This window comes from Streptomyces aurantiacus (assembly GCF_001418335.1).
Taxonomy (GTDB): Bacteria; Actinomycetota; Actinomycetes; order Streptomycetales; family Streptomycetaceae; genus Streptomyces; species Streptomyces aurantiacus.
This window is the reverse complement of record NZ_LIPP01000114.1, coordinates 1-18,860: the sequence shown is the minus strand read 5'-3', so window position 1 is coordinate 18,860 and position 18,860 is coordinate 1. Positions and strand designations below refer to the sequence as shown.

Here is an 18,860-nt window from a genome sequence, read left to right as displayed (position 1 = left end):
CCCCCAGGTCCGCGCCCCGGGCCCCCAGTCCGGCCCGGACGACGGCCCGCCGTGCCCCTGGTGCTCCACCCCCAACCGTCCCGACCGGCACTTCTGCGCGCGCTGCGCCATGCCGATGGAGGGCGGCCCCCGCCCGCCGGAGCGGCAGACCTGGTGGCGCCGGATGGTCAACTGGCGCAACATGGAGAACCCGTGGGCGGGCGACCGCCCCCGCCTGCGCCGCGGCTTCGGACGCATCATGAACTGGGTCGTCGGCGCCGCCGTCATCGGCCTGGTCATCGCCCTCATCGTCAACATCGGCGACGGGGTCGACGCGACCCGCGACCACTTCGCCAAGCGCGCCCCGGTCGGCCCGGACACCGTCAAGGCGTCCCGTTCGTATCCCGGGCACAGCGCGCAGCTCGCCTTCGACGGCCTCAGCAACACCTGGTGGGGGCCGGGCATCTCGGAGTCCGGCGAGGGCGAATGGGTGGAGGCCCGCTTCGACAATCCGACCCGGCTGCTGGACGTGGTCATCACCTCCGGCGTCTCGGCCAAGGTGGAACACCTCCAGGAGTCGGCCCTTCCGCACCGCATCGAGGCGCAGATCACCACCGCCGACGGAAAGAAGAGCAGCCGGATCATCAACCTCGACCGGAGCGCGGGCGGCCAGCCCCGCAAGTTCCGGGTGGGGGCGGTCGTCGCGGTGCGGTTCATCCTGCGCTCGGCCTACGCCGCGGACTCCAAGAAGCAGGTGTCCATCGCGGAGATCGAGCTGTTCGGCCGCTCGAACGGCAGCCGGGCGTGACGGAGGCCATGGTGTCGGCAGGGGTGCTTCGTCCCGAAGACGGACCGAAGACGGACCGAAGAGTGAACATCCCTGGTGACTTCTGACCTCTCGCCACCGCATCATGGGCAGGTTGTTGTCTCACGATGCGGTCGGGGTTGGCGTGGCCATGGGGAAGAGCGGAATGCGTGTGGCGGGTGCCGTGGCGAGTTGCGCCCTGCTGCTCGCCGGCTGCGGCGGGCCGGACGGCGAGGACCACGCCGACCCGGCCGGCCGTGAGCCCGTCAAGGCCGCCAAGGCCCCTGCCCGCATCCCCGTACCCCTCGGCAGGGGCAGCAAGGCCGACAGTGACTTCAACGGCGACGGGCACCGCGACCTCGTACTCAACGATCTCGTGAAGCGGGACAGCCACGGGGACGACGCCGGCATCGGCGTCGTGTACGGGTCGGCCCGCGGACTCACCCCCGGCGCGCGGCAGTTGCTGAGCACCGCCCAGCACGCCGCCACCACCAAAGGGCAGGTGCCGGCCGTCTTCGACGCAGAGGCGAGCTGCGACCTGGACAAGGACGGCTTCACCGATCTCGTCGTCTCGACCGATCCGCCGTACGACGGGCAGGGGCAGCCGCCGGTGCCGCTGCAGATCCTCTTCGGTTCGCCCCGGGGCCTGGCAGGCAAGGCCGTGAAGCTGGCGATTCCCGCGCGGGCACGTTTCGGCAACGACTGGCCCGACCAGCCGGTGTGCGGCGACTTCAACGGCGACAAGGCCGCCGACCTCGTCGTGCACGCCTCCGACGGGCGCCTCAGTTTTCTGCGCGGGCCCTTCACCCGCAAGGGCTCACCGAAGGCGGCCGGCGCGCCGCTCGCCTCACCCGGGAACGTCCCGACTCCGCCGGCCGTGGACATCGACGGCGACGGCGCCGACGACCTGCTCGTACGCACCGCCGAGGGCTCGGGCACCTCGGCCTCCTTCCTCGTCCCGGGCGGCCCGACCGGGCCCACCGGCACCGAGATCGCCCTCCCGAAGGGTGTCGACGTCGCCTTCGGCCGGTTCGGCAAGGGCAAGGGGCTCGACGCGGCGATCGGCACACTGCGCGACACCGCCCTGCGCTACGACGTACCGGGCACCGCACGCGGTGAACTCGCCGTCGCCGGTACGGTCCTGGACTCCGGTGACTTCGACGGCGACGGCAGAAGCGAACTCGTCTCCAGCGGCTCACAGTTGAGGATTCTCAAGGGCCGCGCCGGCGGACTGTCCGCGACCGGCATGGTGACCGTGCAACCGCCGGCCGGCGGGACCACCCGGGTGCTGGAGGTGGCCGACTTCGACGGAGACGGGCGGGCGGACCTGGTGGTCCGCACCTACCGCGGGGACACCAAGGACACGGTGGCCGTCTACCCGGGCGCGAAGAAGGACCTGATCGCGCGGAAGCCCGGACTGACGTTCTCCACGTCGGAATTCCTGGGCGCGGAAGGCTGACGCGCGACCACAGACTGCCCCGCATGCCTCGTATGCCCCAATTTCCCCTCCCGTCACGGAAATTGGCGAAGAAAACTTCGAACCCACATACAACCCTCACCACTCCTCACAGGTCTCCTGATCGCAAACCACCTGTAAAGCCCAGGAGAACTCCGGGCGAACACGGGTGGTCACGCACCCCATTGACTGCGGGCGCCCACCGGCGCCCCCCGCATGCCGCAGGAGAATCCCGCATGCACAAGCACCTGCGACTCACCCTCGCGACGGCGACCGCTGTCGCGCTGACGGGTGGGCTGCTCACCTTCGCGGCGACCGCCGCGACAGCCGCCGGCTCGGCCGCGGTCTCCGCCGCGGACGCCGACTTCAACGGCGACGGGCTCGCCGACGTCGCCGTCTCCGCCACCGGCACGTACGTGGACGGCAAGGCCGCCGCCGGAGCGCTCACGATCGTGTACGGCGGTGGCGCGCACGCCACCATCACGCAGAACAGCGCGGGCGTCCCCGGCTCGGCCGAGAAGAACGACTACTTCGGCACCGACACGGCGTACGGCGACTTCGACGGCGACGGCTACGACGACGTGGCGGTCGGCGCCCAGGGCGAGGACGTCGGCAGTGACGTCGACGGCGGCACCGTCGCGATCCTGTGGGGCTCCGCCGCGGGCCTCAAGGGCGGCACGACGGTCGCCGACCCGCGCCCCACCAAGCACGACGGGTTCGGCGCCGTGCTGGAGGCCGCCGACTTCAACGGCGACGGGAAGGACGACCTGGCCTTCGGCACGCTCAGCGCCTCGACGGTCGACATCACCCGTGGCGGCTTCACCCGCTCCGGCGCGACCGGCGGCAGCTACACGGTCTCCGCGGCCGTGCACAGCGGCGACGGCTGGGGCGTCCAGTTCCTGCAGTCGGGAGACGCCAACGGTGACGGGGTCGAGGACCTGATCGTCAACGGCTTCGAGCTGGACACCGAGGAGGGCTACAACGCCAACTTCTGGTTCCCGGGCTCGGCGAGCGGCATCAAGTCGGCCAGCTACCAGAAGCTGCCCGCCGGCATCATCACGGACGTCGGCGACACGAACAGCGACGGCTACGACGACATCGTCTTCGGCCTCGCCTGGGACGAGGGCATCGCCGGGGCGCAGCTGGGCGGCGCCGCGCTGATCGGCCAGGGCTCCGCCTCCGGGCCGGCCTACGGCGACGTGCAGACCATCGACCAGGACACGGCGGGCGTACCCGGCGGCGGCGAGGCGGGCGACGGCTTCGGCGCCGAGCTGGACCTCGGTGACGTCAACGGCGACGGCCACCTCGACCTGGTCGTCGGCACGCCGGGCGAGAACCTCGCCGGCGTCGCGGACGCGGGTTCGGCGACCGTCCTGTACGGCGCCGCGGACGGTTCCGGCATCACGGGCGCGGGCGCGAAGTTCCTCGACCAGAACACCGCGGGCGTGCCGAACTCCAACGAGAAGAACGACGTCTTCGGCTCCGACGTGCACATCGACGACCTGGACGGCGACGGCCGGGGCGACGTGATCATCGGCGCCCTCGGCGAGAACGGCAACAACGGCGCCGTCTACGCCCTGCGCTCCGGCACGGACGGCTCCCTGTCCTCGTCCGCGGGCATCTACACGTCCACGGTCGGCATCTCGGGCTCAGGCACCCCGGCCCTGGGCGCCAACTTCGCGGACTGACCGTCCTCGACCGCCTCGACCGCCTCACCGACTGCCGCTCTGTCACAGCCCGGTCGAGGCAAGCCCGGTCGACGGGCGGAGATGACGTATGAGGGCGACGAGCCCGGCACCGGTGGCTTCCACCACGGTGCCGGGCTCGTCGCTTTCGCGGAGCCGCAGGGCTTCTTGAGTGGCAGCGACCTCTACGCAGTCGGAGGAGTCCCGAACTCGGCAGTCGAGCGCATCGCAATCCACCCACCTACGGCGGAACCCTGAGCAACCTCTGACAAAGCACAGGGCAGACCCCCTAGGTGCAGGCTGGGCGGCCCCCTAGTGGATGTCACAGGTCGGCCGCAAAGCCGGGTCCGATACCCCGGGCCCGGCACGCGGCTCCGCGGGACCAGGTACGTTCGATGACGTGGCTGGATTCAGGATCGGACGCGGCCGGGACAACCGCACGCAGCAGGCGCCTCCGCAACAACAGCGGCAGCAGCCGTACGGACAGCAGGCCCCCCAGGGCGGCCCGTCGTACGGCTATCCCCCCGCGCCCGGGGCCTACCCGCCGCAGCCCCAGTACGGCGGCGGCGGCAACGGCCCGCAGCAGTGGCCCCAGACGAACGGACATGGTGAGCCGGAGTATTTCGGCGACCACGGTCAGCACGCCCAGGGCCCGGACCCGTACGCGGCCAACCAGGCGGGCCACACAGCGGCGTTCTCCATCGGCGAGGACCCGTACAACCCGGGTGAGACCTACCGCGCGGGCCAGGCCTCCGCGCCCCCGGTGGGCCCGCGGCTGCGCTGGAAGGAGCTGCTGAGCGGCGTCGTCACCCGCCCGAACCAGACGTTCCTGCAGATGCGCGACTACACGATGTGGGGCCCGGCCCTCGTCGTGACGTTCCTCTACGGACTGCTGGCCGTCTTCGGCTTCGACGGTGCCCGTGACGAGGTCATACACGCCACGCTGTCCAACGCGGTCCCCATCGTCCTGACGACGGCGATCGCGATCGTGCTGAGCGCCTTCATCCTGGGTGTCGTCACGCACACTCTCGCCCGCCAGCTCGGCGGCGACGGCGCCTGGCAGCCCACGGTCGGCCTCTCCATGCTGATCATGTCGCTCACGGACGCGCCGCGACTGGTCGTCGCGATGTTCGCGGGCGGCGACGCGTCGTTCGTCAAGATCCTCGGCTGGGTGACCTGGGTGGCGGCCGGCGCGCTGTTCACCCTGATGGTCAAAAAGTCGCACGACCTGCCGTGGCCCAAGGCCCTGGGAGCATCGGCGATCCAGCTGGCCGCACTGCTGTCGATCATCAAGCTGGGCACGTTCTAGAACGTCTGAACACCTGGAAGCCGGCTGGTCAGTCAGCCACCGTCAGGCGGGCACCCGACAGCTGGGTGCCCGCCTGACGTGTTTCCCGTCGGCCGGCCGTCGTCAGCCGGCCGTCGTCAGGCAGCCGCCCGGTCCATGGCCTGGCGGCTCGTGAGCCAAACGCTCGCGCCGGGTGCGACACACACCTCGCGCGGCCCCCGGAAGCCGAGAGACCGCAACTGGTCACCGTGGCGGGCGGACATCGTGACCGCGACGGCCGTGGCGACCTGGTCGTCGACCGCGCGCAGCCCCGGAGCCAACAGGTCGGCGACCACCGTACGGTCCCAGGCCTCCGTGTCGTCCGGCACGCAGACGGCGACCAGCGTCCAGAACGGCTGGTCGGGCCCGGCCGCCTTCAGCGCCCTCGACAGGACCGGGTGCCGCGGCAGGCGCGTGGTCAGTTCGCGGGAGAGTACGTTCTTGAGGGCCGGGCCGGGACGACCACCCGTACCGCTTCCGGGCGGCAGCCAGACCGCCGCCGCCAGCAACGTACCGTCGTCCTCCCGCTCGGCCACCCACACCTGGCCCTCCTCAAGGGCGTGGTGGGCCAGCAGCAGCCGCATGGCGCGCTGTGCCTGCTCCCAGTCCACGGCCTGGGACGCCGAGCAGGACGGGGACTGCGCCTGGGGCTGGGTGATCAGACGCACCACGGCGGGCACGTCCACCAGCCCGGCCGCGCGCACGACCGCCCGGACGGGAATCTGAAGCGTGGTCATCGTCATCGTCATGGTCATGTGCTCCGTTTCAGAGGGCCCGGCTCACGCCGGTGAGGTTGCTGATGTCAGCGAGGTTGCTGATGTCGGTGAAGTTGTTGATGTCGGTGAAGCCGCTGTTCGCGCGCGCCGCGCGGGGCCGTCCGACGGTGCCTTCGGCCTCCAGCGGCCGACTGTCCTGGGGCCGGCTGAGCAGGATCACGCCCCGGACGGACGCCACGGCACCGGCGAGGGCCAGGAAGGTTCCCACCCCGCCGTACTGGACGCCCTCGCCGAGCAGCGTGACGCCGATCGCGGACGCGGTGACGGGATTGACGAGGGTGAGCAGGGCGAGCGGCCCGCCGAGGCCGCTGCGGTACGCGTTCTGGGCGAGCAGCACCCCGGCCGCGGCGAGGCCCACGGCCAGGACCGCCACCAGCGCCACGCTCCAGGTGGGCGCCCCTCCCACGGCGAGCTTCTGCGCCAGTGTGGAGCCGGCTCCCGAGGCGATGCCCGAAGCCGCCGCGAAGGCGAGGCCACCCCCGCCCGCAGTGGCGGCACGCCGGCCCGAGGCGAAGCGGACGAGCGCCACGACGGCGGTGACGGCGGCGAGCGCGACAAGGAGTACCTCACCGGTCCCCAGGGTGTCGGCCGGCGCACCGCCCGACGCGGTGGCCGCCAGCAGCGCGGTCAGCCCGACGAGGGTGAACGCCGTCCCGCGCCACTGCGTGCCCGAGGTCCGGCGGCGGGTGACCAGCGAGCCGAGGGGCACCGCCACCACGAGGCTCAGCGCACCGAGCGGCTGGACGAGAGTCAGCGGCCCGTACCGCAGAGCCACCACGTGCAGCAGCGCACCGACGCCGTTGAGGGCGACGGACCCCCACCAGGAACCACGGGTGAGCGCGCCGCGCAGACTCGCGGTGCCTGCGGCGGTCCTTGCCTGGACCACGGCCGCCGCGGCATAGCAGACCGCGGAGACGAGGGAGAGGGCGACGGCGAGGAGCACGGGCGAGGCCAGGAAGTCCGTCATCGCGGGGCCCGCGCGACGGTGGGCGTCCGCGGACGCCTCGCCGGAGGCGCGCTGCTGCGGTGACGGCTGGGCACGATCCGGACTCCCATCGATACGAAACGGTTTCGTACACACACGCTACGGAGGACCGGAACGAAACGCAAGCGTTTCTTTAGTTACCTGTCCGGTACCGGCAACCGCCCGCCGGCCACACCGGCTCCACCCGACCGGACCGGGCACGGAATGTCGGGTCCGGCAAGGTACGACGTTCCTAACGTGGAGGACGCAAGGGAAGGAGACCGAGTTGCTGGAGCGGCTGAACGAGGCCCTGGAGCACATCGAGTCGCGTCTCGATCAGCGGATCGAGGTGACCGAGCTGGCGCGGATCGCGGTGACGTCCGAGTACCACTTCCGCCGGATGTTCTCCGCGCTGGCGGGGCTCCCGCTGTCCGAGTACATCCGGCGCAGACGGCTCACCGTCGCGGGCGCCGAGGTCCTCGCCGAGGAGCGGACGCTGCTGGAGATCGCGGTGCGGTACGGCTACGGCTCCGGGGAGGCGTTCGCGCGGGCGTTCCGCGCCATGCACGGGGTGGGCCCTGGCGAGGCCCGGCGTACCGGCGCCGCGCTGAGCTCCCAGCCCCGGTTGTCCTTCCGTCTCGTCGTCGAAGGGAGTAGCAGCATGCGATACCGGATCGTGGAGAAGGAGCAGTTCCGTGTGGTCGGCAGGAAGATCCGGGTCCCGCTCGTCCACGAGGGGATGAACCCGGCGATCGGGGAGTTCATCCGCGGCATCGACCAGGACACGCTGCGGCGCGTCGGCGCGCTGTCCGACCAGGAGCCGCGGGGAATCGTCGGGGTGAGCGACAACCTCGACCCGAGCCGGGCGGAGGGAACCGAACTCGACTACTACCACGGCGTGGTGACCGGAGCCGCGCCTCCACAGGACGACGGCCAGGACCAGGACCGGAGCCAGAACCTGGGCCTGGACGCGGGCCTGGACACGGACCTGAACGCGGACCTGGACTCGCTCACCGTCCCGGCCGGGGCATGGGCCGTCTTCGAAAGCTCCGGCCCGTTCCCCCAGGCACTCCAGCACATGTGGCGGGACGTCTTCACCCAGTGGTTCCCCTCCACCCCGTACCGGAGCAGGCCGGGCCCCGAGATCCTCCGCACCCGCCTCACCCCGGACGCCGCACGGGCGGACGCGGAGCTGTGGATTCCGGTGGAACGGGTCCCTGTCCCCCTGGAGAGCTAGTCCGGCTGTCCACCCTGCGGTGACGCGAGGGGCCTGCTGTCGCGGATTGACTCATGACTGTCAAGGCAGCCGCCGAACCTGACGGTCACGCGAAGCTCAGCAGTGGAGGGCAACACCATGGAAAAGACGCGCAGCCTCCGAGGGTCCGGATTTCCCGGCGGTCGTCGGTTCACCGTGGCTCTGCTGGTCACGACACTGGCGGGAAGCGGGTTGGCCGCCTGCTCCTCGGAAGCCGATGACGCGCCTCCGACCAAGACAGCCGGCGAGGCGGCCGGCCGGAGCACGGCAACCGCCTCGCTCAAGTGGGGCAAGTGCCCCGAGCCGGCCAAGGGAACGGAGCGCGCCGCCGGCCTGACCTGCGCCACGCTCAAGGTCCCGCTGAACTATCAGGAGCCGGGCGGCGCGAAGATCGACGTGGCGGTCTCCCGGCTGGCCACCGCGAAACCGGGGAAACGGCGCGGCGTCCTGCTCCTGAACCCCGGCGGACCGGCCCTGGGCGGCATCGAGATGCCCTCGGCCATGGCGAAGACCCTGCCCAGATCCGTACGGGACAGCTACGACCTGATCGGCTTCGACCCGCGCGGCGTCGAGCACAGCACCCCACAGAGCTGCGGCCTGGAGAACCCGTCCGTGGCAGCGCTCTTCCCCTATCCCGCAGCGGACGGCTCGATCACCGAGAACGCGGCCCTCGCCGAGGCCGACGCGAGGAAATGCGCCGACACGGTGGGCAAGAACCTCAAGCACTTCACCACGGCCAACACCGCCCGTGACATGGACCGTATCCGCCAGGCACTCGGCGAGAAGAAGATCTCCTACTGGGGCCAGTCCTACGGCACGTACCTCGGCGCGGTCTACCGGACCCTGTTCCAGAAGCACACCGACCGCATGGTGCTGGAGGGCAACGTCAACCCCGACAAGGTATGGGCCGACGAGGTGGCCGACACCTGGGGCAAGGGCATGGCCGACCGGTTTCCCGACGCGGCCCGCGTCGCCGCGGCGCAGGACAGCACCCTCGGGCTGGGCGACGACGTCGAGAAGGTGACCGCCACCTACCTCCGCCTCGTCGACCGGCTCGACCGCGAGCCCGCCCCGGTCCCTGGCACACCACTGTCACTCGACGGGCCGCTGCTGCGGACCATCACGTACAGCATGCTGCTGCACAACGACACCCTGGCGCCGCTGACCCAGTTCTGGAAGGCCGCCGCCGACCTGGCCGACGGCAGCACCACGGAGGCCGACAAGGCCGTGCTCAAGCAGGTGTTCGCCGACACCCCGACCACGCCGGGCGTCCCCGCTGACAACCAGGCCACCCTCTTCCTGGCGCTCACCTGCGGCGACGTCGAATGGCCCCGTGACATCGACGGTTACGCGACCCGTAGCGCCGCGGACCGGAAGGCGTGGCCGCTCACCGCGGGCATGCCGGCCAACGTCTGGCCGTGCGCCTTCTGGGAGAAGCCGGCGGAGCCGACCGTCACCGTGACCGACAAGGGTTCGCGCAACACCCTGATCCTGCAGAACCGCCGTGACAACGCCACTCCGTGGGAGGGCGGCGTCGGCCTGCACCAGGCCCTCGGCGACCGCTCCGGCTTCGTCGGCGTCGACAACGGCGGCCACTACGTCTACAACGAGGGCTCCGCCTGCGCCGACAAGGCCACCGTCACGTTCCTGACCACCGGCCGCCTGCCCGCGAAGGACGTCTACTGCACCGACGTCAGGCAGAAGTAACCCGGAAACAGAAGGCACAGGGGTATCACCGAGGCGGCGCGGGCTCACCGCCGGACGGCACGCAGTCCGTCCAGGAGCAACCGCAGTCCGAACTCGAAGTGTGCCGTGAAGTCCGTGGTGGTGAGCACCGGGAGGGTGGCGGCGAGGTGCGGATACGTCCCTGCCACCGTCGCCTCGTACAGGGCCCCCGCATCGGTGAGCCCTCCGTCCCCCGGCCGGAGGGCGGCCTGTTCCTCCAGGGTGTGGCCGACGGTGAAGTTGGCCACCGCGTAGAGCGCCCGCGCCGCTTCGCCGTCGCCGAAGCCCGCCTCACGCAGCACGCCGACGAGACTCTCGGCGAATCCCAGGGTGTTCGGGCCGGTCGAGTGCGTACCGGCGAAGACGCGTGCGCCGTCGCGATGGGCGAGCAGGGCCGTACGCAGCGCGCGGGCGAGGCGCGCCACTCGCGCGCTCCAGTCGCCGTCCCCCGTCGGCCCGGCGACATCAACGACATCAACGACATCGGCGGCATCGGCGGCATCGGCGACGCTGCCGACCATCCGCTCGGCCATCGCGGTGAGCAGGTCCTGTTTGGTCGCGAAGTAACGGTACAGCGCGCCGGCCTGGACGCCCATCGCATCGGCGAGCCGACGCATGGTCAGCGCGTCGAGACCGGACTCGTTCAGCAGGTCGAGGGCGGTCCGGACGGTGCGGGCCCGATCGAGTCGGGCGGGCCGGCCTCTGGCCGAGCTTGACGGGGTTGACGGAGTTGACGGAGTTGTCGGGCTTGACGGGGAGCTCATGGACCCGATTATAGTGAACAGCGTTCACGTGAACGCTGTTCACTAAATATGGAGGGACATCTCCGATGAACACCGATGTGATCGTCGTGGGCGGGGGCCCGACCGGGCTGATGCTCGCCTGCGAGCTGGCACTGGCGGGCGTACGGACCCGGATCCTGGAGCGCCGCACCGAACCGCAGCAGGACTCGCGGGCGCTGAGCCTGCACCCGCGCAGCGTGGAACTGATGGACCAGCGGGGGCTGCTCGACCGGTTCCTCCCGTTCAGCCGGACCGTGCCGGGCTGGCACTTCGCGGGGCTGCCCACCCATCTGGACTTCAGCACCCTCGACTCCCGGCACGGCTACACCCTCTTCGTGACCCAGGCGCGCACCGAGGCGATCCTTGAGGAGCGGGCGCACGAGCTGGGGGTGGAGATCAGCCGGGGATACGAGACCCTCGGCGTGCACCAGGACGGCGACGGGGTCGAGGTGGCGGCACGCGGTCCCGGCGGCGGCACCGAGACCGTGCGTGGCCTTTACGCGGTCGGGTGTGACGGCGGGCGCAGCGTCGTACGGCAGGCCGCGGGGATCGGCTTCCCCGGCACCGACGAGACCCTGACCGGGGTGCTCGGTGACTTCACGGTCGTCGACCCGCGGCCCGGCGCCCTCGATGCGGCACGGGCCCGTGGCGTGATCGTCGCGCCGCTGGAGGGAGGGCTCACCCGGTTCGTCTACCTGGATTCGGAGCGGATACGGGTGCCTGCTTCGGAGCCCGTGACCCTGGAGGAGTTTCGTACGTCGCTCACCCGGATCACCGGCTCCGACTGCGGAGTCGCCGAACCCCGCTGGCTGTCGCGCTTCGGCAATGCCACCCGGCTCGCGGAGAGCTACCGCGCGGGCCGCGTCCTGCTGGCGGGCGACGCCGCCCACATCCACTTCCCCGCGGCGGGCCAGGGGCTCAACACCGGGCTTCAGGACGCCATGAACCTGGGGTGGAAGCTGGCCGCCGTCGTCAACGGCTGGGCCCCGCCCGGGCTGCTGGACAGTTACGACGCGGAGCGCCGGCCGGTCGGCCGGTCGGTGACCGAGAACACCGAGGTGCAGACTCTGCTGGCGGAGCTGCCGCTCGTCCCGCAGTACCAGCGCCCGGCCGCGGCCCTGCGCAAGCTCCTCGACCATCTGCTGGGCATGGCGGAGGTCAACCGTTGGCTCGCCGATCAGGTCTCCGCGCTCGGCACCCGCTATCCGCCGGCGGATTCGGGAGCCGATCCGCTGGTGGGGCGGCGTATGCCCGATGTCGGCCTCACCGCCGCCGGTTCGGAGGCGACGCGGGTGTACGAACTGCTCGCCCAGGGCCGCTTCGTTCTGCTCACTCCGGCCGGGGACCCGGCCCTTCGACAGGCCGTCGAGGCAGGCTGGGGCTCGCGGGTCACGACCGTCACCGTTGACAAGTACGACGAACAGGACGAGCACACGGACCTCGACGGGGTGACCGAGGTTCTCGTACGCCCCGACGGCCACGTCGCGTGGGCCACCCGTACCACCGACGGCGGCGCGCGCAGCGACGAGCGGGTCCAGGCGCTGACGGCCTGGGCGGGTACGCCCTCTGAAAGGAGCTGATCCCGCACAGATCGCCCGTGATCCCGACGCCGCACTCGCCGCGGCCGGCGCCACCCGCAACGACATCGTCGAAGAAACCGTCCACGGCGTCGACTACACCCCGACGCTTCCCATGGCCCCATGGCCCCATGGCCCCATGGCCCCGTGGCCCTGTGGCCCCGTTGACACGGCAGAGGCGCGCCTCGCACAATCATCAACATGACCGGACACTGGATCGACACGATGACGGGGCGCTGTTGCGTCCCGAATCGGATCGGGTGCGAACGCTCCGGGCGATAGCGCGCCATCCGCCGAGCCGTGACGCTCGCCGCGCCGCAGTCCCGAGGTCCCAAGGTCCCGAGGTTTCCGAGGTCCCGCCGTATCGGTCATTTCCCCTCCTCTCCTCGCCACCGGACTCGCGCGTGCGCGCCGCCCAGGCCCACACATCTCGCGTCTCCTGTCGACCGCCATCCGCTGTCGACTGCCACCCGGCGCCATCCGACCAACTGGCCACCTGAGCCCTCAGTGGGCCCACTGGCCATGCGAACGAGGAGGACTTCATGACGGTGACCGTCCCACAGACAGCCCAACACACCGCCCAACACACCACCCAACAGACCGAGGCTCAGACACCGGCCCCCGCGCTGCGCGAAGCACGCGTGCCGGAAGGCGGGCTCTACGAGGGAGTCCGTGAGCTGCGACGGTTGCCCGAGGGATGGCAGGAACGCCCCTACGACCGCTTCGAACTCGTCCCGCAGGCAAGCACCGTCGGAGCCGAGATCAGGGGCCTCGACCTCTCACGCCCGCTCGACCCCGCCCTGCGCGAGGAACTCAACCGGGCGCTGCTGGAGTGGAAGGTGCTCTTCTTCCGCGCCCAGCACCTCACGTCCGCCCAGCAGAGCGGATTCGCCCGCAACTGGGGGGAGTTGGAGACCAACCCACTGCTCGCCCGCGGCTCCAGCGCCGACGTGGTGCGCTTCGACAAGAGCGCCGGCGCCACACCGACCTTCGAGAACGTGTGGCACGCGGACGTCACCTTCCGGGAACGGCCCGCGCTCGGTGCCGTGCTCCAGCTACGCGAGGTCCCGCCCTTCGGCGGAGACACGATGTGGGCGGACATGGCAGCCGCGTACGACAACCTCTCACCGGAGGTGAAGGACCGCATCGACGGCGCCACCGCCGTGCACGACTTCATCCCCGGCTTCGCCCGCTTCTACGGCCCCGAGCGGCTCGCCCCGTATCAGGACACCTTCCCGCCCGTGGAACACCCGGTCGTCCGCACCCACCCGGAGACGGGCCGGCGGCTGCTGTTCGTCAACACGTCCTTCACCACCCGCATCACGGGCCTGGCACGCGAGGAGAGCGACCAGCTGCTGCGCCACCTCGTACAGCAGGCGCATGTTCCGGAGTACCAGGTGCGCTTCCGCTGGCAGCCTGGGGACATCGCCTTCTGGGACAACCGGGCCACTCAGCACTACGCGGTGAACGACTACGGCTCGCACCGTCGCGTGGCGGAACGCGTCGCCATCGCCGGCGACCGCCCGTACTGACCGAGCGAGCCTCAGGTGTGGGCAGCGCCGCGCTGTGTCAGCGCCAGGGGCGGAGTCAGGACGGGTTCGAGCATCTCGACGAGCCGGCGGCGCTGTTCCGGGTCCAGGCGCCCGGTCACGGGTGCCAGCGTGCGGCGGATCTCTTCGTTCAGCCGTTGGGTGAGTTCGAAGCCCTCCGGAGTGATGAACACGTCGATACCCCTGCGGTCCTGCGGGTTCTTCCCGCGGGCCAGCAGGCCGCGGCGCTCGGCGCGGTCGATCAGCCCCGACATCGTCGACTTGTCCAGGCCGAGGTAGCCGGCGAGCTCGGTCATACGGGGCCGGCGATCGCGCAGGATGCCGAGCACTCGCAGCTGCGTGAGGGACAGGTCGTGCTCGGCACCGATGCGGGTGAGCACGCCCATCACCTGGAAGGCGCTGCGGACGAGGCCGTCGACGAGGGCGTCCTCGTAGGTGTCGGAGGCATCGGCGTTCTCGGAGTTGCCGGAGTTGCCGGGGTTATCGGGGTTGTCGGGGTCTTCGGAAGTCATGCCGCCACATTAATTGACATGGTTAGTGTTACCAACAAGTGTGGATGGCGCCGATCACGCCGAGCGATCCATGCCGTGGCCTGCCCGGCAGCGACAGACCAGAAGCATGGACCAGAGCCGGACCGACCCAGGACGGACCGAGGACGGACCGAAAACTCAGGACGGACCCAGGACGGACCCAGAGCAATGCGTCTAGGGCACGAAGACGATGCGGTCGTCCGTCTCGGCGGTCCATGCCTGCGAGATCTCGGCGAGCGGCACGCGGCGGGCCCGTATGTGAAGCGCTCCTTCCCGCACCGCCGAGGCGAGCGCCGGCAGCTCCGCGATGAACTCGCGAGGGGACACCGAGCCGATGCCACTGCCGATGATCTGCAGCTGGGACGCGCGAAGCGCGCTGGACGGGATCGGCGCGAGCGCGCCGGCGACCGATCCGATCTGGATCCAGGTCAACGGAGCCCCGCGGTCGGCGCGGGCGGTCAGCATCGGGATCATGGCCTGGGCGGAGGGCTCGCCCCATACGTAGTCGATGACGACGTCGACATCGGCCGCGCGGCCGACCTGGTCGAAGGTGATCACCTCGTCCGCGCCGAGTGCGGGCAACTCCTTGAGGCGGGTCGCGTTGCGCCCGGCGGCGATCACCTGCGCGGCGCCGAACCGCTTGGCGATCTGGACCGCCATCCTCCCGGCGTTACCGGTGGCGCCGAGGACGAGAACGCGCTGCCCCTCCTTGAACTCGATACGGCGGCGCAGCGCGACCCAGGACGACATCGCCGGGTTCATCGCGGCGGCGATCTCGACCGGGTCGACACCGTCCGGCAGGACGACACTGCGGCGCGGATCGATCACCGTACGCTCGGCGAACGTACCGAGGTTCGTGTCGTCCAGCACCACATAGCGGAGCTTTCCTGACGCGTCGCGCACGACACCGTCGACGCCGGGTACGAGCGGGAACTCGCCGGTGCTGCTGTAGTGCGACCCGTTCGCCTTGGCCCGGGTGAGGTGATGCAGCCCGGCCGCGAGAACCTCCACGATCATCTGGCCCTCACCCGCTTCGACCGGCTCGGGGTGTTCGCGGTAGACCGGTGGGGCGTCGTAGGCGGTGATGACGGCAGCACGCATGGTGACCTCCGAAGGACGTAGTTCGTATTCCCAACAAGACTTATCTTGGTTGGTACTACGAACTATGTCAACCAACAACTGACGACCGACGACCAACGACTGACGACTGACGACTGACTACCGAGGCTGCGCTTTGAGATCCGCTCGATAGCGGCCGGGGGTCTGGCCGACGACCTCGGTGAACGCCTCGATGAAGCTGGAGGGGTTGGACCACCCGCACTCCATCGCGGTATCGGTGACGGACCGGCCGCTGGTGAGGTGGGCCAGGGCGTGGTGGATACGAAGAGTGGTGCGCCAGCGATGGAAGCTCATGCCGAGCTCGGTGTGGAAGAGCCGGCTCAGGGTGCGCTCGCTCGCTCCCGCGGCTCGCCCCAGCTCGGCCAGCGTCGCGGCCACGCCGGGATCGGCCTGGAGGAGATCGGTGACGGCACGGAGCCGGTCGTCGCGCGGTTCGGGCAGGTGCAGGGACTGCTCGGGGGCCTCGGCGAGCTCGTCGACCGCCACCGCGAGCAGCCGCGCGTAGGCGCCGGGTCGGATCTCCCCGCGATCGGTCAGCGCCAGAAGTACCTCTCGCAGCAGGGGATTCACCGCGAACACGCTGGGATGCGCCACGAGCCCGTCACACAGGTCGGCCGGGACGGCGACAAGCCGGGCGTCGGTCCTGCCGTAGAAGCGATGGGAGTGCACGAACCCGGGCGGCGTCCACGTGACACGGTGGGCCGGGGCGACCCAGGTCCCGCGGTCGGTCGTGGTGGCAAGGACGCCGGCAGCCGCGTACACCAACTGCCCCTGGGTGTGGGAGTGCGGATCGAGGTGGTAGCCGTGCGGGAGCCAGCCCCCACCGCTGGGTACCGTCGGCCAGAGCTTCGAGGGAGGCGTGAAAGGTTGGCGGGTTTCCGGCATGGTCCGTCAGACTACCGGTGGTCCGACGACTGCGGCAGCCCCAAGGATGGCCCGCATGACCACTCACGACTACAACCACGACCACGACCACGGCCGCGACTACGACTGTGGCCGCGGCTGCGGCCGCGGCCGTACAGGTGTCCCCCGGAGGAACCGATGAGCGCCCGCGGTTCGAAAGCGAAGCCGACCAGACATCAACGCCATCAACGCCACCAACGCCCGTGCCACCGACGGATGTTGACGCTGACGGTCCAGGGCCGCGAGCGGATCAGCCCGCACTTCATGTCCGTCACGCTGGGCGGAGAGGATTTCCGGCACCTGGAGCAGTCCGGCTACGACCAGGCGGGCCGCTTCTTCATTCCGGGCCCCGGCCAGGCCGAGATCGTACTCCCGAGCAGCGAAAGGTGGATGCTCCAGTTCGCCCTCCAGTCGAGCGCGAAGCGTCCCCGGGTCAGGACGTATTCGATCCGCCGCTTCCGACCGGAGATCGCGGGCTTCGACATAGAGATAGCCGTCCACGAAGACGACGTCGATGGCGCACCCGGCGCCACCTGGGCGCTGACGGCCGAACCCGGCGACAAGATCGCTTTCCTGGACGAGGGCCACAGCTACGCGCCGACGCCCGACGCGGCCTGGCAACTCCTCGTCGGCGACGAGAGCGCGTTGCCGGCGATCCTCGCGATCCTGGAGCGCTCCACCGACGCGCTGCCCACCGAGGTCTTCCTCGAAGTCCCGGCCGACGCCGACATCCGCCGCGAGATCACCGCACCCGCGGCCACCGAGATCCACTGGCTGCCCCGCAACGAACCCGCCATGAGGCCGGGCACGCTCGCGCTGCGTGCGGTGAGGGACGCCCGACTCCGGCCGGGCCCCTTCTACACCTGGACCGCGGGTGAATCCTCGCTCCCCACGGGCATCCGCAGGCATCTGACCGGTGAACGCGACGTCCCCGGATCCGACATCGCGTTCCGCGGCTACTGGAAACAGGGCAGGGCCAGCCTCTGACCGGCTGTCACGCGTCCAGCACGGTGGTGTGCTTCCTGACGATGGGCGGCTCGACGCTCCACGGGAAATTGATCCAGACCGAGTCGTCGGTGCGCTTCCACACGTACTCGCACTTCACGAGTGACTGCGACTTCTCGTAGATGACGGCGGACCGGACCTCGGCGACGGCGTCCACTCAGAAGTCGTGGACGAGCTTCAGCGTCTTGCCGGTGTCGGCCACGTCGTCCGTGATCAGCACCTTCTTGTCGGAGAAGTCGATGGCGTTGGGGACAGGCGCCAGCATGACCGGCATGTCGAGAGTGGTCCCGACGCCGGTGTAGAACTCGACGTTCACGAGGTGGATGTTCTTGCAGTCGAGGGCGTAGGCGAGCCCGCCGGCCACAAAAACACCCCCGCGGGCGATGCTGAGCACGACGTCGGGCTCGTACCCGTCGTCGGCGATGGTCTGGGCGAGCTCGCGGACGGCGGTGCCGAAGCGCTCGTAGGTGAGGTTCTCGCGTACGTCGCTCATGCTCTCGCGGCTCCCGCTCACACCTGGGTTCGGTGGAAGTTGAGGAAGGAACGCGAGGCGGTCGGCCCGCGCTGCCCCTGGTAGCGGGACCCGTACCGGTCACTGCCGTACGGGAACTCGGCCGCCGAGCTGAGCTGGAACAGACACAGCTGCCCGATCTTCATCCCCGGCCAGAGCTTGATGGGCAGGGTCGCGAGGTTGGACAGCTCAAGGGTCACGTGCCCGGAGAACCCGGGGTCGATGAACCCGGCGGTGGAGTGCGTGACGAGCCCGAGCCGCCCGAGCGAACTCTTCCCCTCAAGCCGCGAAGCGAGATCATCGGGCAGCGAGATGACCTCGTACGTGCTGGCCAGGACGAACTCGCCGGGGTGCAGGATGAACGGCTCGTCACCGTCGGGCTCGACGAGCCGCGTCAGATCCGCCTGCTCGACGGACGGATCGATGTGCGGGTAACGGTGGTTCTCGAACACCCGGAAGTAGCGGTCGAGCCGCACGTCGACGCTCGAAGGCTGCACCATGGATGCGTCGTAGGGATCGATCCGCACACGCCCGGCGTCGATCTCGGCCCGAATGTCCTTGTCAGAGAGAAGCACGCCCCGAGGATACGCAGACCCCGAGGGCCCACCACAATCCGGTCATGGTGGCGGGCCCACGGGTGCAGGAACGTATGCGCTGCCGCAACTGACTGCTGACGACCTACTACTGACTACCGACTACTGACTGCTACTGCCTACTGCCTACTGCCTGATCGTGCGCTTGCCCGAGTGCGGCGCGTACCGGGTGGTCAGCGATTTTCGAAGGTCACCGGTACGACGCTGCGGAGCCGGGCGCAACGGGGGCAACGGATCAACCGGCCGGGGCCGAGCCGATCGGCCTGCTGCATCGGAAGCGATGCGGTACTGAACACGTGCCCTTCGGCACAACGGACG

The 18,860-nt window shown here is 70.3% G+C and carries 16 protein-coding genes and 1 pseudogene; 9 read left to right on the top strand and 8 right to left on the bottom strand.

The features are described 5' to 3' along the window. The 4 genes from AOK01_RS16570 to AOK01_RS16555 form a co-directional block, all read left to right on the top strand. Nucleotides 1–787, top strand: a 787-nt coding sequence (locus AOK01_RS16570) for an NADase-type glycan-binding domain-containing protein (protein WP_425424740.1), incomplete at its 5' end; no start/stop codon positions are given. A 163-nt stretch (nucleotides 788–950) separates the two neighbouring features. Continuing rightward, nucleotides 951–2,243: an FG-GAP repeat domain-containing protein gene (locus AOK01_RS16565; protein WP_245702282.1), complete on the top strand. Its 1,293-nt coding sequence runs from the start codon at nucleotides 951–953 to the stop codon at nucleotides 2,241–2,243. A gap of 233 nt (nucleotides 2,244–2,476) precedes the next feature. After that, complete coding sequence (locus AOK01_RS16560; RefSeq protein WP_055512299.1) at nucleotides 2,477–3,928, top strand: FG-GAP repeat domain-containing protein; 1,452 nt, start codon at nucleotides 2,477–2,479, stop codon at nucleotides 3,926–3,928. 316 nt (nucleotides 3,929–4,244) lie between these two features. Beyond that, nucleotides 4,245–5,234 (top strand): Yip1 family protein, encoded by a 990-nt coding sequence (locus AOK01_RS16555; RefSeq protein ID WP_079103470.1) that lies wholly within the window; start codon nucleotides 4,245–4,247, stop codon nucleotides 5,232–5,234. A gap of 116 nt (nucleotides 5,235–5,350) precedes the next feature. On the opposite strand, the gene AOK01_RS16550 is transcribed toward AOK01_RS16555, so the two are convergent. Continuing rightward, nucleotides 5,351–6,007 carry a hypothetical protein gene (locus AOK01_RS16550; RefSeq protein WP_055512294.1) on the bottom strand — a complete coding sequence of 219 codons (657 nt, stop codon included), beginning with the start codon at nucleotides 6,005–6,007 and terminating at the stop codon, nucleotides 5,351–5,353. Nucleotides 6,008–6,017: 10 nt separating this feature from the next. Further along, complete coding sequence (locus AOK01_RS16545) at nucleotides 6,018–6,995, bottom strand: hypothetical protein (protein WP_055512292.1); 978 nt, start codon at nucleotides 6,993–6,995, stop codon at nucleotides 6,018–6,020. Nucleotides 6,996–7,278: 283 nt separating this feature from the next. On the opposite strand from AOK01_RS16545, the gene AOK01_RS16540 reads away from it, so the two are divergent. After that, nucleotides 7,279–8,229 (top strand): AraC family transcriptional regulator, encoded by a 951-nt coding sequence (locus tag AOK01_RS16540; RefSeq protein ID WP_055512290.1) that lies wholly within the window; start codon nucleotides 7,279–7,281, stop codon nucleotides 8,227–8,229. 117 nt (nucleotides 8,230–8,346) lie between these two features. Next, on the top strand, nucleotides 8,347–9,954 hold the full coding sequence (locus AOK01_RS16535) for an alpha/beta hydrolase (protein ID WP_055512304.1): 1,608 nt from the start codon (nucleotides 8,347–8,349) through the stop codon (nucleotides 9,952–9,954). Nucleotides 9,955–9,998: 44 nt separating this feature from the next. On the opposite strand, the gene AOK01_RS16530 is transcribed toward AOK01_RS16535, so the two are convergent. Continuing rightward, entirely contained in the window at nucleotides 9,999–10,736 is a 738-nt protein-coding gene (locus AOK01_RS16530) for a TetR/AcrR family transcriptional regulator C-terminal domain-containing protein (protein ID WP_055512288.1), read from the bottom strand. A gap of 65 nt (nucleotides 10,737–10,801) precedes the next feature. Between AOK01_RS16530 and AOK01_RS16525 the strand changes: the two genes are divergently transcribed. Then, entirely contained in the window at nucleotides 10,802–12,334 is a 1,533-nt protein-coding gene (locus AOK01_RS16525; protein WP_055512286.1) for a monooxygenase, read from the top strand. A gap of 539 nt (nucleotides 12,335–12,873) precedes the next feature. Beyond that, nucleotides 12,874–13,863, top strand: coding sequence for a TauD/TfdA dioxygenase family protein (locus AOK01_RS16520; RefSeq protein WP_079103469.1), 990 nt, complete (start codon nucleotides 12,874–12,876; stop codon nucleotides 13,861–13,863). An 11-nt stretch (nucleotides 13,864–13,874) separates the two neighbouring features. Here the strand turns inward: AOK01_RS16520 and AOK01_RS16515 are convergent, their stop codons facing one another. From AOK01_RS16515 to AOK01_RS16505, 3 genes are all read right to left on the bottom strand, one after another. Continuing rightward, nucleotides 13,875–14,393: a MarR family winged helix-turn-helix transcriptional regulator gene (locus AOK01_RS16515; RefSeq protein ID WP_055512285.1), complete on the bottom strand. Its 519-nt coding sequence runs from the start codon at nucleotides 14,391–14,393 to the stop codon at nucleotides 13,875–13,877. 192 nt (nucleotides 14,394–14,585) lie between these two features. Next, on the bottom strand, nucleotides 14,586–15,512 hold the full coding sequence (locus AOK01_RS16510) for a quinone oxidoreductase family protein (protein ID WP_055512282.1): 927 nt from the start codon (nucleotides 15,510–15,512) through the stop codon (nucleotides 14,586–14,588). A gap of 117 nt (nucleotides 15,513–15,629) precedes the next feature. After that, nucleotides 15,630–16,415 carry a helix-turn-helix domain-containing protein gene (locus AOK01_RS16505; RefSeq protein ID WP_055512280.1) on the bottom strand — a complete coding sequence of 262 codons (786 nt, stop codon included), beginning with the start codon at nucleotides 16,413–16,415 and terminating at the stop codon, nucleotides 15,630–15,632. Between the two features lie 234 nt (nucleotides 16,416–16,649). Here AOK01_RS16505 and AOK01_RS16500 point away from each other — a divergent pair, with 234 nt between their 5' ends. Beyond that, on the top strand, nucleotides 16,650–17,420 hold the full coding sequence (locus AOK01_RS16500) for a siderophore-interacting protein (RefSeq protein ID WP_055512278.1): 771 nt from the start codon (nucleotides 16,650–16,652) through the stop codon (nucleotides 17,418–17,420). Nucleotides 17,421–17,427: 7 nt separating this feature from the next. Here AOK01_RS16500 and AOK01_RS16495 read toward each other — a convergent pair. Further along, a pseudogene (locus tag AOK01_RS16495) lies at nucleotides 17,428–17,931 on the bottom strand (phosphoribosyltransferase). 17 nt (nucleotides 17,932–17,948) lie between these two features. Beyond that, nucleotides 17,949–18,524, bottom strand: coding sequence for a dCTP deaminase (gene dcd, locus AOK01_RS16490; protein ID WP_055512277.1), 576 nt, complete (start codon nucleotides 18,522–18,524; stop codon nucleotides 17,949–17,951). Nucleotides 18,525–18,860 lie beyond the last annotated feature (336 nt).

Bases quoted from the DNA above. Each gene is read 5' to 3' on its own strand.
- AOK01_RS16530 (WP_055512288.1), bottom strand. From the start codon at position 10,736: ATGAGCTCCCCGTCAAGCCCGACAACTCCGTCAACTCCGTCAACCCCG.
- AOK01_RS16505 (WP_055512280.1), bottom strand. From the start codon at position 16,415: ATGCCGGAAACCCGCCAACCTTTCACGCCTCCCTCGAAGCTCTGGCCG.
- AOK01_RS16520 (WP_079103469.1), top strand. From the start codon at position 12,874: ATGACGGTGACCGTCCCACAGACAGCCCAACACACCGCCCAACACACC.
- AOK01_RS16560 (WP_055512299.1), top strand. From the start codon at position 2,477: ATGCACAAGCACCTGCGACTCACCCTCGCGACGGCGACCGCTGTCGCG.
- AOK01_RS16565 (WP_245702282.1), top strand. From the start codon at position 951: ATGCGTGTGGCGGGTGCCGTGGCGAGTTGCGCCCTGCTGCTCGCCGGC.
- AOK01_RS16535 (WP_055512304.1), top strand. From the start codon at position 8,347: ATGGAAAAGACGCGCAGCCTCCGAGGGTCCGGATTTCCCGGCGGTCGT.
- AOK01_RS16500 (WP_055512278.1), top strand. From the start codon at position 16,650: ATGTTGACGCTGACGGTCCAGGGCCGCGAGCGGATCAGCCCGCACTTC.
- AOK01_RS16555 (WP_079103470.1), top strand. From the start codon at position 4,245: ATGTCACAGGTCGGCCGCAAAGCCGGGTCCGATACCCCGGGCCCGGCA.
- AOK01_RS16510 (WP_055512282.1), bottom strand. From the start codon at position 15,512: ATGCGTGCTGCCGTCATCACCGCCTACGACGCCCCACCGGTCTACCGC.
- AOK01_RS16525 (WP_055512286.1), top strand. From the start codon at position 10,802: ATGAACACCGATGTGATCGTCGTGGGCGGGGGCCCGACCGGGCTGATG.
- AOK01_RS16550 (WP_055512294.1), bottom strand. From the start codon at position 6,007: ATGACCATGACGATGACGATGACCACGCTTCAGATTCCCGTCCGGGCG.
- AOK01_RS16515 (WP_055512285.1), bottom strand. From the start codon at position 14,393: ATGACTTCCGAAGACCCCGACAACCCCGATAACCCCGGCAACTCCGGC.
- AOK01_RS16545 (WP_055512292.1), bottom strand. From the start codon at position 6,995: ATGACGGACTTCCTGGCCTCGCCCGTGCTCCTCGCCGTCGCCCTCTCC.